Here is a 21,310-nt window from a genome sequence, read left to right on the forward strand (position 1 = left end):
AGTGTTTTGCAGTGTCCTCAACATAGAGTCTGTTTTTTTGTATGAAAAAAATAGCACGCATTTTTGCGTACTATTTCTTTGGAATTAAGGGTTTAAGTCACATTCCTTTAAAGGAATTACTTTCGTTTTCTTTGTTAATTTATATCCCACCCAAACAAGTAAGAATAATGGCAGGCCGATGTAGGAGACTAATACTCCGTTCCAATCGATATGATCACCCATAAATGCTGAATAGTTTTGTCCTAAGACAACAAATCCACATACAAGAAAAGCAAAGATAGGGCCAAATGGGAATAGTTTTGATTTATATGGTAATAAGCTTAAATCTTTACCTTGGGCAATAAATGCCTTTCGGAAACGATAATGACATACAGCAATCCCTAGCCATGCGATAAAGCCGGACATGCCTGAAGCGTTTAACAACCAGACATACACTGTTCCATCACCAAAGAATGAGGCAAGGAAAGCAAGTGTTCCCACCAAAGTTGTTGCAATGAGGGCATTTACTGGAACTCCTCTTTTGTTTAATTTTCCAAGGAATTTAGGAGCTTTACCTTGTCGGGCCAAATCCCAAAGCATACGAGTTGATGCATACATTCCTGAATTTCCTGCCGATAAAACTGCGGTTAAGATTACTGCATTCATGATTGATGCAGCGAAAGCAATTCCTGCCTTTTGGAAAACCAAAGTAAACGGGCTTACAGTAACGTCGCCATTTGCTAAATTGTCATTTGTATAAGGAATAAGAAGCCCGATGACTAAAATCGCCAATACATAAAATAATAAAATACGCCAGAACACCTGCTTCACGGCACGTGGGATGGCTTTTTTTGGATCCTCTGTTTCACCAGCTGCTACACCTAAAAGTTCAGTTCCTTGAAAGGAAAAGCCTGCAGCCATAAAGATGCCTAGCATTGACAAAAATCCACCGTGGAATGGTGCATCACCAATCGTGAAGTTCTTGAAGCCAGGTGCTTCATTACCCATGATACCGAAAATCATTAACGTACCAGTAACAACAAAAATAATAACTGTTACCACTTTAATTAAGGAAAACCAATACTCTGCTTCTCCAAATCCTTTAACAGAAAGGTAGTTTAAGAGAAACATAATCACTAAAAAGATACCGCTCCAGATAAATGAAGGAGTATTTGGGAACCAGAATTTCATGATCATCGTTACCGCAGCTAATTCTGCAGCAATTGTTATGGCCCAGTTATACCAATAGTTCCAGCCGAGCGCAAAACCAAGGGATGGATCAACAAATTTGGTGGCATAGGTACTAAAGCTTCCTGCAACGGGCATATAGGCACCCATTTCAGCTAACCCTTGCATCAAAAAGTAAACCATGACACCAATAACAAGGTAGGATAGGATGGCTCCGCCAGGTCCTGCACTATGGATTGCGCCGCCGCTAGCAAGAAAAAGTCCCGTTCCAATCGTTCCGCCAAGCGAAATCATGGTGAGATGACGAGATTTTAACCCTCTTTTTAAGTCCGATGGAGCTTTTTCTAGTGTTAAATCACTGGTATATTCAGATTCTTTTAATACTCTAGCTGTTTGCATAGTCTTGACTCCTCTTTTTTCTTTTTTTCGTGAAGGAGTTTGGAATACAAAAATGCCATCGAGGAATAATCGATGGCATTACAATACCCCGCATCATACCTTCCGAAAGATAGCTCAACACGATTAGCTGGTAGAAATAATCGTGACAGTTCTGTTCCTATTTGAAGACAGACCCAGCATGCTTTTTGAAGAGTAAAAGCACACTTCGGCGATTTTTCCTTTTAAGTGGAGTCATGAATGTCTCTCACATCTCGTCCACTTTACTAATAAAAACCGCGACCTCTACCTCATCGGTTTGATGAGGATTTATCATATGAAATTAAATATATTAATATAATAAATGAATTTTTATAGAATTGTCAATATGTAAATTTCTAATCAGAAATAAACAGATAATTTGTTTTTTTTAAATTAATTTTTTTATTTTACTTTAAGTGAGAGTATCGGTATTATTTTGAATTAGAATTGATGCCTGTTCGTATTAGGAGGATTTTTACCATGCAGATTGTTGGAATGATATTGGGATCTCTAATTATTGTGGTTGCCTTTAACCTTTTCTTAATCCCACATGAAGTATTGAGCAGTGGATTAAGTGGAATTTCAATGATATTAGGGATGATCTCACCGGTGAATACTGGAGTGGCAAATTTCCTTTTGAATTTCCCTTTGTTAATTATTGGATATAAAATGTTAGGAAAAAGATTTATCGTGAATTCGATCTTTTCGGTTATTGTTATCTCGATAGGACTGTATGTAATTCCCGTATTTGCGATCGCAGATGATAGAATTCTTTCATCTATTTTTGGTGGTGCGTTAACGGGCTTAGGTGTCGGAATCGTTTTCCGTTGTTCCGGATCGACTGGGGGATTTGACATTATTGGCATGATCGTAGCAAGAAAAAGGGATTTTCCAATTGGTACTTTACTTTCAGGCATGAATGCGGTAGTTATTATGATTAGTGGATTTTTGTTTGATTGGGATTCTGCACTTTATACCTTAGTATCTATTTTTGTGACAGGTAAAGTAGTCGATGCAATCTATACGGATCATGCAAAATTAACTCTAATGATTATTACAGATAAAGGCGAAGAGATGAGGAATCATTTACTAAAGAATTTGTATCGAGGCTTAACTGTTTTGGACGGTGTTGGCGGATACTCAAATAACCAGCGGAATGTATTGATAACAGTCATTTCCAGATACGAACTTAATGAAGTGAAAAACTTAATCACGGAAGTTGATTCGCGTTCCTTTGTTAATATTACAGAAACGATTGAAGTAATGGGGCTGTTTCATCGGCCAAGTCCATAAATAAAGGGTTGCATCTATTAAATGGATGTAACCCTTTTTGTTTCATCGGGATTTTCCTCGTTTTTTTATCCATTTCAATAACACATGGATAACTTCTTCAAGATCCTTCCCAGCTGGAGTTAATTCATATTCCACTTTTTTAGGTGAAGTGGCAATCACCCTTTTAATAATCAATCCTTCATTCTCTAAATCACGCAAGCGTTCGGTTAACAATCGATCAGAGATTCCAGGAATGGAAGTAAAAATTTCATGGTATCGCTTTGGGCCTTCCATAAGTGAAAAAATAACAGAGCCCATCCAACGTTTACCAATAAATTCAATCGCATTATGAAAATTGGTACATATATGCTTAATTTCCTCTTCAGAAGTAGTCATACACTTTTGATAGTTAGATTCACTCATTTAAAATCCCTCTTTTTAACTTTTCTACCTATATAATATCATAGTTTAATTTCTTGACGTAAGGTACTTACTAATAGTAAGATGGTTTTGTGCTTACTATTAGTAAGTTAAATTGATTAGGGGGAAATCTCTCATGCAAACTACTTTAACGAAAAGTTTATCTGATGTTATCAAAGAACGTCGCTCCGTTAGAAAATATGATTCAACATATAAAATTTCTCAAGAAGAAATAAAAGAAATGTTAAAAGAAGCAACACAAGCACCATCCTCAAGTAATCTACAACCATGGCGTTTTATTGTGATCCAAGACCAGGAGTTAAAAAAGGAACTTAGAGCAGTGGCCAATAATCAAGAACAAGTCGAAACAGCTTCTGCTGTTATTGCTGTCTTAGGTGATAAGGAAATGTATAAAAGCGTTGAAAAAGTATACCAGAGTGCCTTTGAAGCTGGTTTTATGGATGAGGCTAATATGAATCGATTAATTGAAGGTACCAATAAAACCTATCCATTTGCTTCAGAAGAAGTCTTAAAAAATATTGCTTCATTTGATGCTGGTTTAGTGTCAATGCAATTGATGTTGATTGCAAAAGATCGAGGATATGACACCGTTCCAATGGGTGGATTTGATAAGGAAAAATTTGTGAAAATGTTTAATGTTGAAGATCGATTATTTCCAATTGTGTTGATTTCAGTAGGGAAGGCGGCAGCACCTGCTTTTAATACCACTCGTTTGCCGTTGGAAGATGTTTTAATAGATTATAAATAAAAGAGGAGGCGCATGAAAAATTTTCATGCGCCTCACGGTTTAGTTATTGATATACTTTTCAAATACATACCCGAAATCTTTGACTATATATTGCTTTTTGCTGTCTTCTAACCATTGAAAAGCCGCTTGATTAAGCATTTTGAATTGTACAACCAAATTACTGTCTGCACTTGTCACACGACCTAGAGTAGTAGAGGCAACATCTAAGCTTTGTTTAGCGAACTGAAGGGAAATTTCATTTTCATGTGATATTTCTGAAATTTTAATTAGGGCTTTATATAAATCTTTAATTTCCTCAATATGTTTTTTATGTACATCAATGGAGAAAGGCACGGAGCCAATTTTAAATTTAATTTCGACGTCAAGGTCTACCGTTCCAGCGGTTTCGAGATATACGTCTGAGATTCGGTTGGTAGCATAACTATAACGATGGAGCATCCGTTTTTTGCTAGTTGCGCTTGTGCCATCTAAATGGATAAGAGCATTATTGGTAAAGCAATATTCATCTGATTTGGATTTAATAAGAAAATAAATTTTTTCATTGTCTTCATGCATGACATAATCGTCTGCGTCTACCTTGTCATAATTCTCGGGTTTAATAACAGAGCCCACATCACTTAATCCTAAAATATCGGCAGCTACTTTTCCAAACATGAATATCACCCTCACTTTTTTAATTCTCCATCCTTCTTACGAATGGGGGACAATAAAGTTTCATCACTACTCAAAAAACTTTATGCGTTAATATTCACATATATAGAAAAAAATTACAACTTGATACTTCCCCTATTATAATGGAAAATACACTATATACATATTAATAATGTAATAGAAGGAGTTGAGGTTATTGCGGCCGATTATTTTAGGGATCTTAGCGGCTTTCTTTTTTGCATTTACGTTTATCCTCAACAGATCGATGGACCAGTCGGGTGGCAGCTGGATTTGGAGTGCTTCTTTAAGGTATTTCTTTATGGTCCCTTTTTTACTTATTATTGTCATTGGAAGAAAAAATCTTAAACCCTTGCTTTGGGATTTGAAAAAAAATCCAGGTGGCTGGCTATTATGGAGTTCGGTTGGCTTTGGATTATTTTATGGTCCTATTTGTTTTTCTGCAGCATATGCCCCAGGGTGGCTCATTGCGGCCACTTGGCAGGTAACCATTATCTCAGGGTCTTTGCTTGCTCCCTTTTTTTACGAAAGGGTTATGACTAATAAAGGTCCAATCATACAAAAGGGAAAAATCCCATTTAAGGGCTTGGGTATGTCATTAATAATCCTATTAGGAATTATCTTGATGCAAATGGAACAAGCCAATCAACTTTCAATTGGTGTGATTTCCCTAGGTATTCTTCCCGTGTTAATTGCTTCATTTGCTTATCCGCTAGGAAACCGAAAAATGATGGATATATGTGGCGGACGGCTGGATGTCTTCCAACGTGTATTAGGGATGACCTTAGCTAGTCTTCCATTATGGATTATTTTATCGATTTATGGACTATTTACGATTGGTACTCCAAGCAAAGGGCAAATAATCCAATCCGGACTTGTTGCTATAACTTCAGGAGTCATTGCCACCATTTTATTTTTTAAAGCAACTGATCTTGTTAGAGGAAATATGCAGAAACTTGCGGCTGTTGAGGCGACACAATCTGTGGAGGTATTATTCGCTGTAATTGGAGAATTATTATTACTAAACAGCGTCTTCCCGACGCTGCTATCTTGGTGGGGGATGGGATTGGTCATGGTTGGTATGATCTTGCATAGCTTTTTTTCACATAAAAGTAACCAAAAAATGATTCAAAATGGTCAATCGATAAAAATGAATAGTTAGAAATGATTAATCCTTATCAAATAGCTTGATAAGGATTTTATTTTTTATTTTGTTGTTTTTAGTGTTATTACCCATTTAAATAAGGACTTAAGACATCAATGGTTTCTTGAATCTTCTTAGCATTCCGCTTATACATTGCTTTTGATTTTTCGCAATCGGTCTCAAGCGAAAAAATCTCTAAATCAGCCTGAATTTTTTTTAAGGTAGCCAGAAGTAGTGGACGTTGTGCGGGAGCTGGAACTTGAATTTTATCATCGTATAGATCTACCGTAAGTTCTCCGTATGAATCCACTTGTCCTAGGAATACATTATCAAGGGTTACGTCTAGTTTTTCTAACTCTGTATATAACCAGCCTCTGCCTTTTCCTGCACATCTTAACGATTCATCAACAATATTTCCATCCATGATAACCGTTTGTGGTTCTTTCTCATTCGGCATTTTCATTTGTAAATCTTTGGGTGTGAGTGGTTGGTTTTCTCTTTTTAATAATGCACTTAAATTTCCGCGCGGTTCTAACACTGCAAATTCTACATCAGCAAATTTAAAAATATTCTTCTGTCTTAGAAGAGCCGATAATTCATCGATGGTATATCTTTCTTTTTTCAAGTTTTCTTCTAAAATTTTTCCGTCCTTAATAACAACAGTACTTTTTCCCTCAGCAAAATCACTAAACTTTTTACTTTTTATAGCTAAGAAATTCACTAGAAAAGTTACGAATCCAAAAACAACAAGTGCCAGTGCACCATGGAACATATTACCTTCCAAACCCGTTACGACTTCTCCAGCAATACTTCCAATGGTAATACCTGCAACATATTCAAAGAATGACAGTTCAGATATTTGTTTCTTACCTAGTACTTTGGTGGTAATAAATAAGAGTACCAAGAAGACTATCGAACGGACTATTATAAAAACCCAATCTGGCATCATTTCTCACCTCAAGATTTATGACCCTTTGTATTGGGGTTCATGTCGTTCAAGTTCTAATACACGATACTGGAGGTCTTTTTTTACTTCTCCAACCGTTAACATGGCTTGATTAAATGTAGCTTGTGCTTCACTATCTAAAGAATTTAGCGCGAAGGAAGCAAGTTGTGCTTCGATTCCATTCATAGTAGCTAGACATTGCTTAACATTTGAAGCGATAGTCACAAGTAAACTTCCTTTCATAAGGGATTCAATATATCAAAAAGGGGTTGGCAAAAATGCCAACCTAAAACTGCATTTTATTGATTATACTGAGGCTCTTCCTTGAGAATCTCTTGAAGGCGCGGTTCTACGCTATCAAGAACAGATTGAGTCTGTTGTGCCGCTTGTTGATAAAGTTGCTTTGCATTTTGGTTATCTGTGGCTAGTGCAAAGGTTTCAAAACTTGCCTGAGCACTTTTTAGTCCTGCCAATGCTTGTTTTACTTGTGTTCCAACTGTCATAAGTAAACCTTCTTTCGTGAAATAATTGAAATACAAAAATAGTATGCGGATAATTCCAGTGGTTATGTATTAATATAATCGAAAAAAATTACCATTTAGCTAAAAAAGGATATAGAAAAATTCATGATGTTTATGAAACTTTTTGGAAGAGTTCTCGTCAAAAGTATACAGGAAAATAATGGAGGGATATTTTTGCTATCGATAAAGAGAAGTGAGTCGACTGAGGAAAAACATGTAATACTGGTCGCGTATACGATTATCTTGTACATATGCAGTATTTTTGTCCCGTTTATTGCGGTGCCATCATACCAAAGTATGGTTTATTATTCTCGGTCGCAATGGTTTTTTTCAACGCCATTTTCTGCTTATATCACTTTTATGGGTGGGATGATTTATATCGCAGTCATTTTAACTCTCTACCTTATTTTTAGACAGCGATGGGAAGGTATTTGGTTTAAAGTGGTTTTAGGGGCAATGATTCTAGCTAGTATCCCCGCATTTATCTCAAGCTTAACCAACTATTATTATTTGGATAACGAGGGTATTCATTATAATACAATGAAAAGCCTAAAAGAAAAGGAATATAGATGGGATCGTATTTCAAAAGTACATATTCTATACAGAAACCACCAAGGTACAACCAGTTTTTATCAATATCGATTTGAGATGCCAGATGGCAGTGAAATAACGATTCCTAGTAATGATAAATTGGTTGAACATAAATGGCGAGTGGAAAATAAAATAAAAGAAAACAAAATTCCTACTACTGATAATTTTAAAGATCCAATAGTGGATTAATAAAAAAGTCTTCCTTCAAAACCTCTAAAGGAAGACTTTTTTTCATGTAAGCACATGTTCTAAAATAAGTGGCTGCAATGCTTTTGTTTGATCAAAGAAGATAAAACTGTCGTACCGCTGCCCCATGTTCGAGGGAACATAATTACCGAAATGTTCGTATTCTGGCCTGTAAACTACACCGATTGCACGGTGACCAATGGTGGTCGAAAACTCCTGACGGTTCTGATCAGTAAAAAGTAAATATTTATTAGCCGGACTGGTCTTATGCATTAGTGATTCCCAACTGCCTAATTGAGCAGGGGGTACCTGCATGATTTGAACGTCGTTACCCCATTCAGTCGATGCAACTACCGTACCGCTATAGGTTCCAAACCCGACGATGTACACATTTTCCGATCCTTTTTGTTCCCTAATTATTTGTCCGACATTTACCATTCCTTCTTCTTTCATGTCCGTTGCCCTGGCATCACCGACATGGGTATTATGCTCCCAGATGATTGCTTTTCCACGATCTCCATAAAAGTTCATCACGGAGTTGAGCGCTTCTACCATGTGGTGGTCACGGACATTCCAGGATTTAGAGTCACTTTTTACCATTGTCCTGTAATATTCTTCAGCATTTGCAGTAACAAGGGCGTTTACCTCCATATTTAAGCTGCTCTCCTGATTGTCTTCAAATTTCCATTTGTTTTTCTGGATGGAGGCGAGAAGTTCGAGTGCTTCTCTCGTACAGTCTTCAGAGAGATATCCTGCCGAAACAGCATAGGATTCATGATTGCGGTTGAAGGGTTCAAAACACGAAAAAGCTTTTTTCGCGGCTTGCAGGCTCCTGGAATTCGTTTTTTCTAAATAGCGAATAATTTCATCCATACTTTCCCAAAGACTATAGACATCCAAACCATAAAAACCAACTTTTTGAGAAAGATTAGTTTGTTGATTATAATCCTTCAGCCACTCAATAAGTCCGGTCATTTCTTGGTTTGCCCACATCCAAGTAGGCCAGCGATTAAAGCTTTCCAGTACTCTCCGTACGTCGTTCGTCAAATGGTTAAATCCCTTAATGTATTGATTGATACTCTGGCATGAGGGCCAATCACCCTCAACTGCAATAAAAGAGAAGCCTTTTTCTTTAATTAATCTTTTGGATAGCTCTGCTCGGAATGAATAATACTCGGAGGTTCCATGAGAAGATTCCCCGAGGAGCACATATTTTGCATCACCAATTGCATCAATTAATGGATCGAGATCATCAGTTGTGTTAAAAGGTTTCGCGTATTTATTAATAGCTTTAAGCATAAGATGTTAAGCATCCTTTCCATTATACTTAAAGATAAGTTACCCCTAGCTTCAAACACTTACATATCCAAAAATTCACATATTTGACACTTCTAGTCCGTAAATTAAAAAAGTCCCGTGTTATAATATAAGTGTGAAAGATAGATATAAACATTCACATCTTAGGAGGCTCAACCATACGTGTTCGTTCCGATTGTGAACGAGTAAGTAATGAGTCTCTATCGATAAACTGAAAATTTGTTTCTTTTGGGAATTTGAATTCCATTAATTCCATGTGAATTAATTCCTTCAACGGAACAAACACACATTAGCTGATTGATTATTGGATCTTGATATACTAATGTCATGGTTGGGTCTCCTAAGATGTAAATTAAATTCAGGAGTTACTTCATACATTGAGGTAACTCTTTTTTCATTTTGTAAGGAAATAAATAAGCATTTGATTATAATTAGCAGGATGAATCCGATATAATGGAAGTAGGAAATTATTTTTGAAAGGGGCCAGATAATGTCGGGAACACAAGAATTGACTTTAATCGAACAGCAGGAAGCAATTATGGCAAAAATTCAGCATCGTAGATTAACGAAGAGGAAGATCTTTCAAAGAATTCTTTTAATTACACTTGGTGCAGCCTTAATGGCCGTAGGATTAGAAATATTCCTTGTTCCTAATAATGTAATTGATGGTGGTATCACGGGAATCTCTATTATGCTTTCGTACGTAACAGGTTGGAAATTAGGGATGTTCCTCTTTATTCTTAATATACCTTTTTTCTTTATTGGTTATAAACAAATAGGGAAAACCTTCGCCTTATCCACTCTTTATGGAATCATCATACTTTCGATTGGAACCACTTTACTGCATCCCGTCCCAGCTTTTACACAAGATATTCTACTTGCAACGGTATTCGGGGGGATTGCTCTTGGTATTGGAGTCGGATTAGTCATTCGGTATGGAGGCTCGTTGGATGGTACCGAGATTCTAGCGATTCTATTTAATAAAAAGCTCCCTTTTTCTGTTGGGGAAATCATTATGTTTTTTAACCTCTTTATTCTAGCGTGTGCAGGTTTTGTATTCACTTGGGACCGCGCAATGTATTCGCTTATTGCCTATTTTGTAGCTTACAAAACAATTGATATTACCATTACAGGGCTTGATGAATCTAAATCGGTGTGGATCATAAGTGATAATGCAAAACAAATTGGAGACGCAATCATGAATCGTCTCGGTCGTGGTGTAACATATATTAATGGTGAAGGTGCATATTCAGGTGATGATAAAAAAGTTATTTTTTGCGTGATCAATCGTCTTGAGGAAGCAAAATTAAAGGAAATTGTGACTGAAAATGATGATAGTGCCTTTTTAGCAGTAGCGGATATTGCGGAAGTCCGTGGTGGAAGATTTAAGAAAAAAGATATCCATTAGATGCTGCAATCACAATTTCATTCGAATAATCTGATGGAAACAAAGAGCGAAGTATGTATTTTGTCGTTATGGGGAGATTTTTAAGAAGAACTTATGTAGTTTCTTATTGTATTATGTCGGTTATTGCGGAATCGGCGTGGTGATTAGTCGGCGTTTTGTCGTACCTTGCGCTTACCTAGGAAATAAAATTACAAAATATGAATTATTTCCAGAAAAGATGGCAGAAAATCCTGCCATCTTTTTGCGTGGAAAGCGCTTTCTTTGCCAGTTTTAGAATAAAAGCTCGAAAACTTCATTCAATTCATATGCTCTTTTTTCATCCTGCTCTTCTTTAGCATAACTAATTTCTTTCGGAAGTATTTTATTTAGAAAATTGATTTCTTTTTGATTTAAATCTCGAACAAAGGACCCTTCAGAGGTATATTGGCCTTCGGTTAGTTTACGGTAAATATGACCGCCTTCCGAATGATCATCTGTGTAATTTGACAAAATTTCTCGTAAGTAACCCAACGTCTTATCCATTATTTCACCGTTCCTTTCACCTCATATTTTTAGGGCGAGACCTTATTAATATTCATCTGATAAGAAAAAAATTATTAACCGTATTTCTTCAAATAAAAAGCCACTTCACCATTAGAGGAGAGAGGCTTCAATAAATTAAAGTTTTGAGCAGGTTATTATTCGATGGCTTAAAACATCCTGATACTTTAATATGATATTCCCATGTTCATTTAAAATTTGAAATAATTCAGGTTCAAAATTGTTCGAGAAATGAAATTCAGTGGTATTATTACCATGACTTATATTCGTTTTTTCTGTTTTAATAACAATATCTTTGAATCCTGCCTGAATAAATAAATTTCGCCAATCATCTTCCAACAATAAAGAATCCAGAGCATAAAACTTCATTATTTCAGATTCCTCTTGAGGACTTAGTTTTGAGTTAATGGTCATTTCATTGGCAATCAGCCGTCCGCCTTTTTTTAAAACCCGAAAAAATTCACTAATCGCAACAGGTTTGTTAACAAAGGCTAATACAGATTCTGATAAAATAAAATCAAAAGTATCATCTTTAAAGGGAAGTTTTTCAACAGACCCTTGGATTAACTTGATTGGTAAACCTAATGACTGAAATCGATTTTTTGCTTTTTCAATCATGATTGGATTAATCTCCACACCAACTACCTTTGCAAAATAATGCTGATAAAGAAATGCTGCTGTTTGGCCTGTGCCGCAGCCGGCATCTAGGATACGTGACTTATTTGTAATATCTTCATTGGACAAAATATTTTTTGTTAATGGAATTCCACCAGGATGTGCTCCACCCACCCCAAATTTGGCTAAGAAGTCAAAATAAGTTAAACCTCCCATAAATAAAGACACCACCTCATTTATCTTGTAGCAGTTTATGTAAAATATAGGTGAGAGGTTCTTTCAAATTAGTCTGAATAATAAAAGGATAAATAAGTGTGTAATGTAAACTGAAAAGGAACCGACATACCAGTAAATAACTAATTAAGTTCTTATTTCTTGCTATATTCTCTTTTTAATAAGCGCAAATTAAAGAAATGGAAGGGCAGGATCCTTTCCATTTCAATTTGAAGGAGTGCTTTAGATGAAAAAAATGAAAGCTCAACCGTTTCTCAAAATGTTTGCAAGAAAACGTAAAAGTAGAGGAGCAATGTGGGCCTCTCTATTAGGCATTGGTTTAAGTGCTGCTGTTTTTGGAGTGACAAAGGGAAAACGTAGAGACGTTGCACTTCCTTTTAAAAATATGGTAAAAAATTTCACACCTAAAACCAATCTTAATCTAATGGATAATGCTGCATTAACAGAGTTTTCAGAGGAGCTATTAATGAGTGCATTAAATAATAAAAAACAATAAGAAAAAAGTCCGCACATTGGCTGCGGACTTTTTAATATGGTGGAGCTGGGACTTTTTTCGGTATGTAATTAATATTTTCAGAAGAGTATACACTTATTATTAACAGATGGCCTAATGTCCTTGCTCGAATTAATACGGGTTGATTATAGGTATTCTTAAACTCGAAATCGGCTCCATACCAACTAACCGTTGCGTCACGTCCAGGTGGAATATAAGGGACCTTTCTGGAATGAGAAAACCGCTCTACAATCTTGATGCCTGCATTATCTACAGCGTTATATAGGGTTGAGGATACTTGGCAAATTCCACCGCCAATGTCTTCTGAGAATTCTCCTCTTACGATGACCTTGGCACGTAAATAGCCCTTCGCAGCTGTTCTTTTACCAACTACCCTGTTAAAGGAAAATGTTTCACCCGGAAAAACCACCTGGTTGTTAATTGCTTTTGTTGCCAGTTCTATATTGGTAGATCTTTTTTTATTACTGGGATTAAAAGACGTAACATAACGCCCAATTCTCATACTGCGAATATCACTAAGTAATTCGCTATCCACCTTTGGATAAACTGCATGGAAAGGTAATTCCATGACCTTTGCTTGTCTAGAACTAAAAATATAAGCATAAAATTTCTCTGTAAATGCTTGATGATTGATTTGAGACCCGGCTTTTTCTGGAATAATACCACCATATTGATCCAAGCTGGCATTTTTTGGTTCAATGGAAAATTGTTTGTTTAAATTATCCAAAAATCTACTGTACTTTCTAGAATTTAATAATGGCAGGCCGGTTTTGGAATAGGTGAAATCCTCACGATTAATCGTAGTTACTGTATGGCCGTCCTTGGTGATAGTTAGACGATCTTGTACATTAGTAACCGGTTGGGTTAACAGGAAATATCCCATTAACAATGATAAAATCATACTTAGCAACCCCCTCACTATAATATTGGTAGAAGTAAGCTAATTCATGTAATCACAAAACAGATTCAATCATTTTTGAAAAATTAAAAAGTAATTTCCTTTTTTTTCTTTACAACAATCAAAGAATATAATATTCTCATTATTGAGAATGATAATATATAGGAGCTAATTTAATATGATAAATGAATCAACTGTTGACGTTATTTTGCATCCTGTTCGAATGAGAATCATCCAGTATTTAATTAACCAACAACTTACAGCGCAGCAATTAAAAGAATTTCTACCAGATATCCCGCAAGCGTCATTGTATCGCAACTTAAAAAAATTAGTTGAAGCAGAAGTCATTCATATAGTAGATGAAATTCCAATTAGAGGAACAGTCGAAAAAGTTTATTCCATCCATAATCCTGACAAGGTATCCATTGGTCCTGAAGACTTAAATAAGCTTTCAAAAGATGAACATATGAGCCTTTTTATTAAATTTATGGCCAATTTAATGGGCGAATACGATCGATACTTAGATCAGGACAGCATCGATCTAGTTACCGATGGTGTCACATTCCGACAAGCATCCATCCACTTAAATGATGAGGAGTATGTGGAATTTATAAACGAACTTTCAGCTGTTTATCAAAAAGTTATTAAAAACGAACCAAAAGAGGGGAGAAGAAGAAGGACAGTAGCTACAATCGTGATTCCAGAGAAAAAGAAAAGTTTGGAAAAATGATAAGTAAGTACAAGTTGATTGGAGTGGAAGGCGGCGAAGACTCCTGCGGGAGTACGGGACAGGGGAGACCCCGCAGGCGCTGAAAGCGTTGAGGAGGCTCCCCGAACCGCCCGCGGAAAGCGAAGCCGCCTGGAACGGAAATCAACTGACTAGTATAATGTAGTTAGCCAAACAACAAAGACTGTCGATTTTTAACCTCGGATCCTTCGAAATTGTCGACAGTCTGAAATGGTCATCATTTTGATGATCATTTTTTTTGTTTCTGCTGAAAAATTTGTTGAAATATAGTATATTAATAGGTGATAACAACAGGATAGAAAAGTGCTAGCAGATTGCTAATGGATATATAGGAGTGAATAACATGTCTGAAAACGAAAGAATTCAATTAAATGTAAGAATTACAAAAGACACTTCGAAGTTGCTAGATGAAATCGTTGAATATTACCAACAAGGATTGAAGCTTGGTCGAATCTATAAAGGAGATGTACTAACAGATATCATTGAAAAGTCGTATGAAGTAATGAACAAGCAAAAAAGATCATTAACAAAAAGGTATTAAAGGGATTTTCGTTAGTTGAGAATGAATACTCTAAAACAATTTAGATCCTCGTTGGTGCAAAAGGGGCATTATTGAATATGATATAATTCTCATTAGACATATAAGAGAATGCGAGGACATAATGTGAAGGGGAAAATTACAGCACAAAGCATCAGTCTATTTGAAAAAAAGGGTTTTACCGAAACGTCCATTCAAGACATCGTTGATTCACTTGGTGTTACAAAGGGAACTTTCTACTATTACTTTTCGAGTAAGGAAGAATTACTAATGGATATCCACCTTGGTTATATAGACGGTTTACTTTATAATCAGGACCATATATTAAAGGACACTTCAAAATCATTCAAGGAAAAATTATCTGCGAATGTTTATATGCTAATTACGAATATAACAACCCAAGGTGCGGCTGCTAAAATTTTCTTTCGGGAAATGAATAATTTAAGTCCCGAGCATCTTAAAATAATTGAACAAAAAAGAGACCAATTCCGACTAAACATTGAAGGACTAATTCGTGCCGGTATGGAAAATGGGGAGCTCCGTGCTGATCTAAATGCCTCTATCATTACTATGGGGATTCTTGGTATTACCAATTGGAGTTATCAATGGTTTAATCCAGATGGAAACTGCACAGACGAAGAAGTTGCGGAGATTTTTGTCGAAATGATCTTAAAGGGAATTCAAGACAATTAAAGAAAAAAGTATAGTACACTATATTTTAAGGGGACTTGAAGTGATTCAAGCCTTTTTTTGTGGAGAAATATTAATAAACTATGAACAAACTATTAATTAGTATGGAAGAATGGTGTTTATAGTTGATATGCTTAAATTTTGAGATAAACTTAATAAAAAGAACATTTTAGGTATCAGTAGGAGTTGAATTATTTTGAGAATTTTAGTGATCGAAGATAATAAAAGTGTCTGTTCCATGATTGAAATGTTTTTTGCCAAAGAAGGGATAGATGGGGAGTTTGTGAATGACGGACTCGAAGGATACAACCGCATTAAAGAAGAGACTTGGGATGCAGCTATTATCGATTGGATGCTCCCGGGTATGGACGGAGTAACCATCTGCCGTAAAATTCGTCAAGAAAATTATACGGTTCCAATCATCATGTTAACAGCCAAAGACAGTGAGTCCGACCAGGTGCTTGGTCTTGAAATGGGTGCGGATGATTATGTGACCAAGCCATTCAGTCCGCTGACATTAATGGCAAGAATTAAGGCAGTAACACGGCGGTTCCAACCCCAAGTACCTAAGGAAAGTGGCGATTTCCTTCAGACAGAACATTTTAAAATTAGCAAAAATACACGTGAAGTGATCGTAGACGGTACCCCGGTCACAAATTTAACACCAAAAGAGTTTGATTTACTTTACTATATGGTTGAACATCCCCGCCAAGTATTCTCAAGGGAGCAACTTCTGGAACGAGTGTGGGGCTATCAGTTTTATGGGGACGAACGAACGGTGGATGTCCATATTAAACGACTTCGGAAAAAAGTTGAAACAACTGCACAGCCATTCTTCCATACTGTATGGGGGGTAGGGTATAAGTTTGATGAGTCAATCAAAACGGATGAAGTTTAGATACATTTACCAACAATTTTTCAGTCATATCAGTATTATAATTGTTGCTTTCTTAGTATTAAGTTTATTGTTTGCGCATTATGTTGAAAATTTGGTCTATGAAAATAAAGTAAATGAACTGATATCCTACGGGAAGGCGATTCTTTCCGAGATTGATGAATCTCCACAAGCGGCGGACCAAATTATTAATCGTTATAGTTCGGTGTTGACAACAAGAAAAATGAGCTTTAGTATCTTTGATCAATATGGAAAACTATACGCTGTTGGAAAACAAGGTCCAGCTATTGGAGGTTTGTCTGACAAGGATTGGGATCGGATTTCTAAAGGTCGAACCCTTGTGGTAAATAGTGATTTTAAAAGGTTCGGTCAAGAAGGGGTTACCTTTGTTGTTTTACCGTATCTTAATAATGGAACCTTTATAGGTGGAATTCTATTAACGTCACCGATTAGCGGCTCTAGTGCCATGGTTCATCGTGTCAATCAGTATATTATGTACGCCATTATTATTGCGCTAGTTGTTTCCTTTCTGCTTAGTTGGTTTTTATCGAGAATTCATGTGCACCGGATTAAACGTCTTCGTGAAGCAACCTCACTTGTCTCAGCGGGAAATTATCATGTCCACGTTGCATCTTCAAATTTCGATGAGATTGGTGAATTAGCAAATGATTTTAATCATATGGTTAATAAAATTAATACCTCGATGGAGGAAATTGAAAGTCTAGAAAATAGACGAAGACAATTTTTATCGGATGTCTCCCATGAAATGCGGACTCCCTTAACGACTATTAGCGGCGTCATCGAAGGCTTGAAAAATGATATGATTCCCGAGGAAGATAAAGAAAGAGGAATAAATCTTGTAAGTCAAGAAGCAAAAAGACTTATTCGCCTTGTCAATGAAAACTTGGATTATGACAAAATACGCTCCAATCAAATTCGGTTGTACAGAGAAGATATCCAGCTCCTTGAGGCATTTGAGATTATTCAAGATCAATTAATGCTGCAAGCAGAGGATAAAAATAATCAGATTCTAATTGAGGCGGAACCAGAAGTTATTGTAAATGCTGACTATGACCGACTGATTCAAATTTTAATTAATATTACCAAAAATAGCATTCAATTTACCACGAACGGGACGATTTGGCTTCGCGGGCGAACGGAAGGGCAGTCGACCATTATTGAAGTGGAGGATACCGGGATTGGCATTGATCCGAGTGAGATAGAAAACATCTGGCGACGATTCTATAAGGCTGATATCTCTAGGACCAGTAATCCTTATGGAGAATTTGGATTGGGCCTTTCGATTGTTAAGCAATTGGTTCTCCTTCATAATGGGGAAATTAATGTTTTCAGTGAAGAGGGAAAAGGAACAAAATTCGTCATTAAACTATAAAAATTGCGAGAAGCTGTGGGCTGGTGCCTGCAGCTTTTTTGTTCAATAAAGATAAAAATTCGTAGATATTTCTAAAAGCCGTTATAGTTTGTTAATAATTTCTTAAGATTTGCAAGGTAAAGTAGAGACAAGATAAAGAATGCTTAAAGGAGATTGAATGAAATGGATTATAAAAATGATAATGAATTCGATAAAGATCAACCAAATACATCTGATTTAACAGAAATTACAAAAGCAAAAGAACAATTAGAGGAGTCAATCAAAATCAACCATACTGAAGAAAATTCCTATGCAGTGGATGCGACCTTCACAGTGGAAACTAATGATTTTGGGAATCGTGAGGAACAAGAAGCACAATCTGAATTTGAACCTGCAACGAAATCAACAGTAACACCAGGAATGGAACCAACGCGTACAACCAATCAAGTGGATCAAAAGAAAATGAAAAAACGGAACGTAAAGGGATTTGCCTCCACACTTGCAGCTGGGGTAATTGGGTCTGTATTGACATTAGCGATTTTGCCACATACAGACTACATAAAAGATCATTTCCCGAAAGTGGAGTCTCAAGAGGCAATTAGTTCTCAACAAGGTACTGCGGTCAAACCTGTAGTAGCTCAGCCAACAGCGACAACTTCTAATTCGATTGCGGATACAGTTGAAAAGGTATCGAAGGCGATTGTCGGGATTGTCAATTACCAGCAACAACAGAATAATTTTTATGGAAATTCTAGTTCTTCGCAAAGAGTGGAAAGCGGTTCGGGGTCGGGAGTTATTTTTCAAAAAAATAATAATACAGCCTATATTGTCACCAATAACCACGTCGTCGAAGGGGCTACGAAACTAGAAGTATCTTTGTATGACGGTGAAAAAGCCACCGCTGAAGTGGTTGGCACAGATGCTTTAACGGATCTCGCTGTTTTAAAAATTGACGCCAAATACGTGGCGGCAACGGCTGATTTTGGTGATTCGTCAACACTTCGTCCAGGCGACCAGGTCTATGCCATCGGGAACCCGCTTGGACTTGATCTTTCAAGAACAGTCACACAAGGGATTGTGAGTGCAACTAACCGAAGTATTGCCATTACAACCTCTGCAGGAAATTGGGATACCAATGTTATTCAGACCGATGCAGCAATTAATCCTGGGAACAGCGGGGGTGCTTTAATTAACCCACAAGGACAAGTGATTGGCATTAATAGTTTGAAAATTTCAGAGAGTGGTGTCGAAGGGTTAGGCTTTGCGATTCCTAGTAATGATCTAATTCCCATTGTAAATGAATTAATTAAGAATGGTAAAATCGACCGTCCATATCTTGGGGTAGGACTTGCCGATCTTAATCAAGTGGCACAAATGTATTGGCAAAACCTGCCAAGCACAACAAAAGGTGTTATGCTCACAAATATTGAGGCCAATTCAGTAGCTGCAAACGCTGGACTCCAAGTAAAAGATATTATTGTTTCCATGAATGGCACGGAAATTACCAGTTCCTCTGATTTACGAAAATATCTATATACGAAAGTAAACAAGGGGGATGAAATAAAATTGGGAGTTTACCGCGATGGAAAACAAATCACTGTAAAAGTGAAACTTGCGGATTAATTGGAGGGAGTATCAAGAAAAATGTCATTTTTAAAACAAAATAAAATCATGGTAATAATCCTATCAGTACTTATTGTAGCGTCAGTAATTTTACTAAGTTTCACCCTTAAGAAGGAGGATACAGTCGCAACGTTTAATGGAGAGGCCATTAGTAAAGACCAGCTATATAGTGAAATGGTCGAACAGTACGGTCCTGCTACCGTGGATAAAATCATTAGCGAAAAAATTGTGGCTGCAGAAGCTAAAAAACAAAAAGTTAGTGTTAAAGATAGTGAACTGAATCAAGAAATTGAAACTCTAAAAGCATCATATGGCGGCGAAGAAGCCTTTAATAAAGCGCTTGAAACCAACAATACTTCTTTAACATACCTAAAACAAGATCTAAAAAATTACTTGACGATTAAAAAATTGCTGGAGCCGGAAATTACCATTACCGATGAGGAAATGAAGACTTATTTTAATGAAAACAAAGATACATTTGCCCAAGCCGAGCAAATTAAAGCAAGTCATATTCTCGTTGCTGATGAGAAAACCGCGAATGAGGTCAAAGAAAAGTTAAACAATGGCGGAGATTTTGCAAAGTTAGCGAAAGAATATTCGACCGATGAGAGTACGAAGGATGCTGGAGGCGAACTTGGTTATTTTGCAAAAGGTACCATGGTCACAGAATTTGATGATGCAGCATTTGGCCTTGCCGTCGGAGAAGTTAGTAAGCCTGTAAAGACAAAGTATGGGTACCATATTATTAAAGTAGAGGCTAAAAAGAAGGGAAAAGAAGCAAATTATAATGACAGTAAGGCTAAAATAAAAGAAACATTACTAGATCAGAAAATTGACTCTGAGTACGCAACATGGCTAGAGAAAAAGAAGAAGAGTTATGATATTAAGAATACCTTAGAAGAAGTCTAACCTAATGGTCACGAGGTGAATAACAAGATGAATCGGGTCGGGAAATTTGCAGCGAATGATACAGTAGATGATCTTGAACTAATGCATATGGTTTTTGAACTTCCCGAAAAGGATAAAATGATTATGTGGTCAGAGGGCTATATTGATCTTGTGATTGAGAAATTGCCTGAGTATGCCCGAGATGTATTGGAGAATCGCAAGGAAAAGTGGGAAGATACGAAAGCTTATTATGAAAAGAAGATTGAAGATATTATTAACCAGGAAGAGTTTAAATTGATGCAAAAGGGCGAACGGAAGGAGTTCGCCCTTTTCGTCAAGGATCGGTATCCAGAGTACCAATCATTATTATTTTTGATCTATGATGGTAATCTAAAAGAAGATGACTTTAGGAAGTTTGTCTATCGCAGAAGGCAGGGATCTCGTAAAAAGTACCTTCATTAAATGAAGATTGGCGAAAAAAAGTGTCAAGTAAGCGAAATAACACGGAAAATTGGCGAAATAACTTTTCAATTTGGCGAAATCCACCCGAGGGTCCGCGAAATAACCGCCCCAAGCGGCGAAATCTGAATTCCTAACCTTTAGATTAATCAGAAAAAATAGGCTTGCAATCGGTATCAGAACTATTTACAATGAAACTAACTAATTGGAAACGGAGGTGGAGAAGAGATGAAACGTTCTATTTATGCACGGTTACTTTGGTTGGAAGCACTCAATATTTATCGTGCAATTTTTCATGGTGTAATTTTCAAAGGGGGTAGTCTGCCCTTTTTTCAAAATTACAAAATGAATATGGAACGATAACACATCTCTTTACCCACTATAAATAGGCAGAAGAGAGTGCACATATCTGCACTCTTTTTTCATGCCTAATTTTAACTAGCCTCGGGTCATAAAAGATGCCCGCGGC

26 protein-coding genes and 1 riboswitch are annotated in these 21,310 nt (G+C 36.6%); of the genes, 15 read left to right on the forward strand and 11 right to left on the reverse strand.

The features are described 5' to 3' along the window. Positions 1–84: 84 nt before the first annotated feature. On the reverse strand, positions 85–1,566 hold the full coding sequence (locus COJ96_RS26970; protein ID WP_098576709.1) for an amino acid permease: 1,482 nt from the start codon (positions 1,564–1,566) through the stop codon (positions 85–87). 102 nt (positions 1,567–1,668) lie between these two features. Beyond that, positions 1,669–1,859: riboswitch (Lysine riboswitch) on the reverse strand. Positions 1,860–2,064: 205 nt separating this feature from the next. On the opposite strand from COJ96_RS26970, the gene COJ96_RS26975 reads away from it, so the two are divergent. After that, a complete protein-coding gene (locus COJ96_RS26975; protein WP_098576710.1) occupies positions 2,065–2,877 on the forward strand; it encodes a YitT family protein in 813 nt (270 codons plus the stop codon). A 42-nt stretch (positions 2,878–2,919) separates the two neighbouring features. On the opposite strand, the gene COJ96_RS26980 is transcribed toward COJ96_RS26975, so the two are convergent. Beyond that, complete coding sequence (locus COJ96_RS26980) at positions 2,920–3,279, reverse strand: winged helix-turn-helix transcriptional regulator (RefSeq protein ID WP_098576711.1); 360 nt, start codon at positions 3,277–3,279, stop codon at positions 2,920–2,922. Between the two features lie 133 nt (positions 3,280–3,412). On the opposite strand from COJ96_RS26980, the gene COJ96_RS26985 reads away from it, so the two are divergent. Next, on the forward strand, positions 3,413–4,045 hold the full coding sequence (locus COJ96_RS26985) for a nitroreductase family protein (protein WP_098576712.1): 633 nt from the start codon (positions 3,413–3,415) through the stop codon (positions 4,043–4,045). Between the two features lie 39 nt (positions 4,046–4,084). On the opposite strand, the gene COJ96_RS26990 is transcribed toward COJ96_RS26985, so the two are convergent. Next, positions 4,085–4,699 carry a PH domain-containing protein gene (locus tag COJ96_RS26990; RefSeq protein WP_098576713.1) on the reverse strand — a complete coding sequence of 205 codons (615 nt, stop codon included), beginning with the start codon at positions 4,697–4,699 and terminating at the stop codon, positions 4,085–4,087. A 193-nt stretch (positions 4,700–4,892) separates the two neighbouring features. Between COJ96_RS26990 and COJ96_RS26995 the strand changes: the two genes are divergently transcribed. Then, on the forward strand, positions 4,893–5,876 hold the full coding sequence (locus COJ96_RS26995; protein ID WP_098576714.1) for a DMT family transporter: 984 nt from the start codon (positions 4,893–4,895) through the stop codon (positions 5,874–5,876). 67 nt (positions 5,877–5,943) lie between these two features. Here COJ96_RS26995 and COJ96_RS27000 read toward each other — a convergent pair whose 3' ends face one another. From COJ96_RS27000 to COJ96_RS27010, 3 genes are all read right to left on the reverse strand, one after another. After that, positions 5,944–6,804, reverse strand: a complete 861-nt coding sequence (locus tag COJ96_RS27000; RefSeq protein ID WP_098576715.1) for a DUF421 domain-containing protein — start codon at positions 6,802–6,804, stop codon at positions 5,944–5,946. An 18-nt stretch (positions 6,805–6,822) separates the two neighbouring features. Beyond that, a complete protein-coding gene (locus tag COJ96_RS27005; protein ID WP_098576716.1) occupies positions 6,823–7,029 on the reverse strand; it encodes a DUF1657 domain-containing protein in 207 nt (68 codons plus the stop codon). 74 nt (positions 7,030–7,103) lie between these two features. After that, positions 7,104–7,307: a DUF1657 domain-containing protein gene (locus COJ96_RS27010; protein WP_098576717.1), complete on the reverse strand. Its 204-nt coding sequence runs from the start codon at positions 7,305–7,307 to the stop codon at positions 7,104–7,106. A 192-nt stretch (positions 7,308–7,499) separates the two neighbouring features. Between COJ96_RS27010 and COJ96_RS27015 the strand changes: the two genes are divergently transcribed. After that, positions 7,500–8,105: a hypothetical protein gene (locus COJ96_RS27015; RefSeq protein ID WP_142333102.1), complete on the forward strand. Its 606-nt coding sequence runs from the start codon at positions 7,500–7,502 to the stop codon at positions 8,103–8,105. Between the two features lie 42 nt (positions 8,106–8,147). On the opposite strand, the gene COJ96_RS27020 is transcribed toward COJ96_RS27015, so the two are convergent. After that, positions 8,148–9,401 (reverse strand): erythromycin esterase family protein, encoded by a 1,254-nt coding sequence (locus tag COJ96_RS27020; RefSeq protein ID WP_098576719.1) that lies wholly within the window; start codon positions 9,399–9,401, stop codon positions 8,148–8,150. A gap of 218 nt (positions 9,402–9,619) precedes the next feature. Next, a complete protein-coding gene (locus COJ96_RS29465; protein ID WP_257148652.1) occupies positions 9,620–9,748 on the reverse strand; it encodes a hypothetical protein in 129 nt (42 codons plus the stop codon). Between the two features lie 209 nt (positions 9,749–9,957). Between COJ96_RS29465 and COJ96_RS27025 the strand changes: the two genes are divergently transcribed. Continuing rightward, the gene (locus tag COJ96_RS27025; RefSeq protein ID WP_098576742.1) at positions 9,958–10,827 is read left to right on the forward strand and encodes a YitT family protein; all 870 of its coding nucleotides are present in this window, start codon (positions 9,958–9,960) and stop codon (positions 10,825–10,827) included. Positions 10,828–11,097: 270 nt separating this feature from the next. Here COJ96_RS27025 and COJ96_RS27030 read toward each other — a convergent pair whose 3' ends face one another. Continuing rightward, positions 11,098–11,349, reverse strand: coding sequence for a sigma-G-dependent sporulation-specific acid-soluble spore protein CsgA (locus tag COJ96_RS27030; protein WP_098576720.1), 252 nt, complete (start codon positions 11,347–11,349; stop codon positions 11,098–11,100). A 135-nt stretch (positions 11,350–11,484) separates the two neighbouring features. Then, a complete protein-coding gene (locus COJ96_RS27035) occupies positions 11,485–12,198 on the reverse strand; it encodes a class I SAM-dependent methyltransferase (protein WP_098576721.1) in 714 nt (237 codons plus the stop codon). A 244-nt stretch (positions 12,199–12,442) separates the two neighbouring features. On the opposite strand from COJ96_RS27035, the gene COJ96_RS27040 reads away from it, so the two are divergent. Next, a complete protein-coding gene (locus tag COJ96_RS27040) occupies positions 12,443–12,712 on the forward strand; it encodes a hypothetical protein (RefSeq protein WP_098576722.1) in 270 nt (89 codons plus the stop codon). Positions 12,713–12,743: 31 nt separating this feature from the next. Here COJ96_RS27040 and COJ96_RS27045 read toward each other — a convergent pair whose 3' ends face one another. After that, positions 12,744–13,631, reverse strand: a complete 888-nt coding sequence (locus COJ96_RS27045) for a VanW family protein (protein ID WP_098576723.1) — start codon at positions 13,629–13,631, stop codon at positions 12,744–12,746. Between the two features lie 175 nt (positions 13,632–13,806). Between COJ96_RS27045 and COJ96_RS27050 the strand changes: the two genes are divergently transcribed. The 9 genes from COJ96_RS27050 to COJ96_RS29525 all read left to right on the forward strand — a co-directional run bounded on the left by COJ96_RS27050 (position 13,807) and on the right by COJ96_RS29525 (position 21,204). After that, complete coding sequence (locus COJ96_RS27050; RefSeq protein ID WP_098576724.1) at positions 13,807–14,358, forward strand: helix-turn-helix domain-containing protein; 552 nt, start codon at positions 13,807–13,809, stop codon at positions 14,356–14,358. Between the two features lie 361 nt (positions 14,359–14,719). Further along, positions 14,720–14,917 (forward strand): hypothetical protein, encoded by a 198-nt coding sequence (locus tag COJ96_RS27055; protein ID WP_098576725.1) that lies wholly within the window; start codon positions 14,720–14,722, stop codon positions 14,915–14,917. A gap of 123 nt (positions 14,918–15,040) precedes the next feature. Further along, positions 15,041–15,607 carry a TetR/AcrR family transcriptional regulator gene (locus COJ96_RS27060; protein ID WP_098576726.1) on the forward strand — a complete coding sequence of 189 codons (567 nt, stop codon included), beginning with the start codon at positions 15,041–15,043 and terminating at the stop codon, positions 15,605–15,607. Between the two features lie 193 nt (positions 15,608–15,800). After that, positions 15,801–16,502, forward strand: coding sequence for a response regulator transcription factor (locus tag COJ96_RS27065; protein WP_098576727.1), 702 nt, complete (start codon positions 15,801–15,803; stop codon positions 16,500–16,502). Continuing rightward, a complete protein-coding gene (locus COJ96_RS27070; protein WP_098576728.1) occupies positions 16,492–17,892 on the forward strand; it encodes a sensor histidine kinase in 1,401 nt (466 codons plus the stop codon). Before COJ96_RS27065 ends, COJ96_RS27070 begins: the two co-directional genes overlap by 11 nt. A 162-nt stretch (positions 17,893–18,054) precedes the next feature. Next, the gene (locus COJ96_RS27075; protein WP_098576729.1) at positions 18,055–19,494 is read left to right on the forward strand and encodes a S1C family serine protease; all 1,440 of its coding nucleotides are present in this window, start codon (positions 18,055–18,057) and stop codon (positions 19,492–19,494) included. 21 nt (positions 19,495–19,515) lie between these two features. Then, positions 19,516–20,403 carry a peptidylprolyl isomerase gene (locus tag COJ96_RS27080; protein ID WP_098576730.1) on the forward strand — a complete coding sequence of 296 codons (888 nt, stop codon included), beginning with the start codon at positions 19,516–19,518 and terminating at the stop codon, positions 20,401–20,403. A 27-nt stretch (positions 20,404–20,430) separates the two neighbouring features. After that, the gene (locus tag COJ96_RS27085; RefSeq protein WP_098576731.1) at positions 20,431–20,844 is read left to right on the forward strand and encodes a hypothetical protein; all 414 of its coding nucleotides are present in this window, start codon (positions 20,431–20,433) and stop codon (positions 20,842–20,844) included. A gap of 225 nt (positions 20,845–21,069) precedes the next feature. Continuing rightward, positions 21,070–21,204, forward strand: a complete 135-nt coding sequence (locus tag COJ96_RS29525) for an RAxF-45 family protein (RefSeq protein WP_306460621.1) — start codon at positions 21,070–21,072, stop codon at positions 21,202–21,204. Positions 21,205–21,310 lie beyond the last annotated feature (106 nt).

The organism is Bacillus sp. AFS073361 (assembly GCF_002567005.1).
Lineage (GTDB): Bacteria > Bacillota > Bacilli > Bacillales > Cytobacillaceae > Neobacillus.

What these genes read in the sequence shown, in the direction of transcription:
- COJ96_RS26970 (WP_098576709.1), bottom strand. Translation starts at nt 1,566, where the DNA reads ATGCAAACAGCTAGAGTATTAAAAGAATCTGAATATACCAGTGATTTA.
- COJ96_RS26975 (WP_098576710.1), top strand. Translation starts at nt 2,065, where the DNA reads ATGCAGATTGTTGGAATGATATTGGGATCTCTAATTATTGTGGTTGCC.
- COJ96_RS26980 (WP_098576711.1), bottom strand. Translation starts at nt 3,279, where the DNA reads ATGAGTGAATCTAACTATCAAAAGTGTATGACTACTTCTGAAGAGGAA.
- COJ96_RS26985 (WP_098576712.1), top strand. Translation starts at nt 3,413, where the DNA reads ATGCAAACTACTTTAACGAAAAGTTTATCTGATGTTATCAAAGAACGT.
- COJ96_RS26990 (WP_098576713.1), bottom strand. Translation starts at nt 4,699, where the DNA reads ATGTTTGGAAAAGTAGCTGCCGATATTTTAGGATTAAGTGATGTGGGC.
- COJ96_RS27000 (WP_098576715.1), bottom strand. Translation starts at nt 6,804, where the DNA reads ATGCCAGATTGGGTTTTTATAATAGTCCGTTCGATAGTCTTCTTGGTA.
- COJ96_RS27010 (WP_098576717.1), bottom strand. Translation starts at nt 7,307, where the DNA reads ATGACAGTTGGAACACAAGTAAAACAAGCATTGGCAGGACTAAAAAGT.
- COJ96_RS27020 (WP_098576719.1), bottom strand. Translation starts at nt 9,401, where the DNA reads ATGCTTAAAGCTATTAATAAATACGCGAAACCTTTTAACACAACTGAT.
- COJ96_RS29465 (WP_257148652.1), bottom strand. Translation starts at nt 9,748, where the DNA reads ATGACATTAGTATATCAAGATCCAATAATCAATCAGCTAATGTGTGTT.
- COJ96_RS27025 (WP_098576742.1), top strand. Translation starts at nt 9,958, where the DNA reads ATGGCAAAAATTCAGCATCGTAGATTAACGAAGAGGAAGATCTTTCAA.
- COJ96_RS27030 (WP_098576720.1), bottom strand. Translation starts at nt 11,349, where the DNA reads ATGGATAAGACGTTGGGTTACTTACGAGAAATTTTGTCAAATTACACA.
- COJ96_RS27035 (WP_098576721.1), bottom strand. Translation starts at nt 12,198, where the DNA reads ATGGGAGGTTTAACTTATTTTGACTTCTTAGCCAAATTTGGGGTGGGT.
- COJ96_RS27040 (WP_098576722.1), top strand. Translation starts at nt 12,443, where the DNA reads ATGAAAAAAATGAAAGCTCAACCGTTTCTCAAAATGTTTGCAAGAAAA.
- COJ96_RS27045 (WP_098576723.1), bottom strand. Translation starts at nt 13,631, where the DNA reads ATGATTTTATCATTGTTAATGGGATATTTCCTGTTAACCCAACCGGTT.
- COJ96_RS27050 (WP_098576724.1), top strand. Translation starts at nt 13,807, where the DNA reads ATGATAAATGAATCAACTGTTGACGTTATTTTGCATCCTGTTCGAATG.
- COJ96_RS27055 (WP_098576725.1), top strand. Translation starts at nt 14,720, where the DNA reads ATGTCTGAAAACGAAAGAATTCAATTAAATGTAAGAATTACAAAAGAC.
- COJ96_RS27070 (WP_098576728.1), top strand. Translation starts at nt 16,492, where the DNA reads ATGAAGTTTAGATACATTTACCAACAATTTTTCAGTCATATCAGTATT.
- COJ96_RS27075 (WP_098576729.1), top strand. Translation starts at nt 18,055, where the DNA reads ATGGATTATAAAAATGATAATGAATTCGATAAAGATCAACCAAATACA.
- COJ96_RS27080 (WP_098576730.1), top strand. Translation starts at nt 19,516, where the DNA reads ATGTCATTTTTAAAACAAAATAAAATCATGGTAATAATCCTATCAGTA.
- COJ96_RS27085 (WP_098576731.1), top strand. Translation starts at nt 20,431, where the DNA reads ATGAATCGGGTCGGGAAATTTGCAGCGAATGATACAGTAGATGATCTT.
- COJ96_RS29525 (WP_306460621.1), top strand. Translation starts at nt 21,070, where the DNA reads ATGAAACGTTCTATTTATGCACGGTTACTTTGGTTGGAAGCACTCAAT.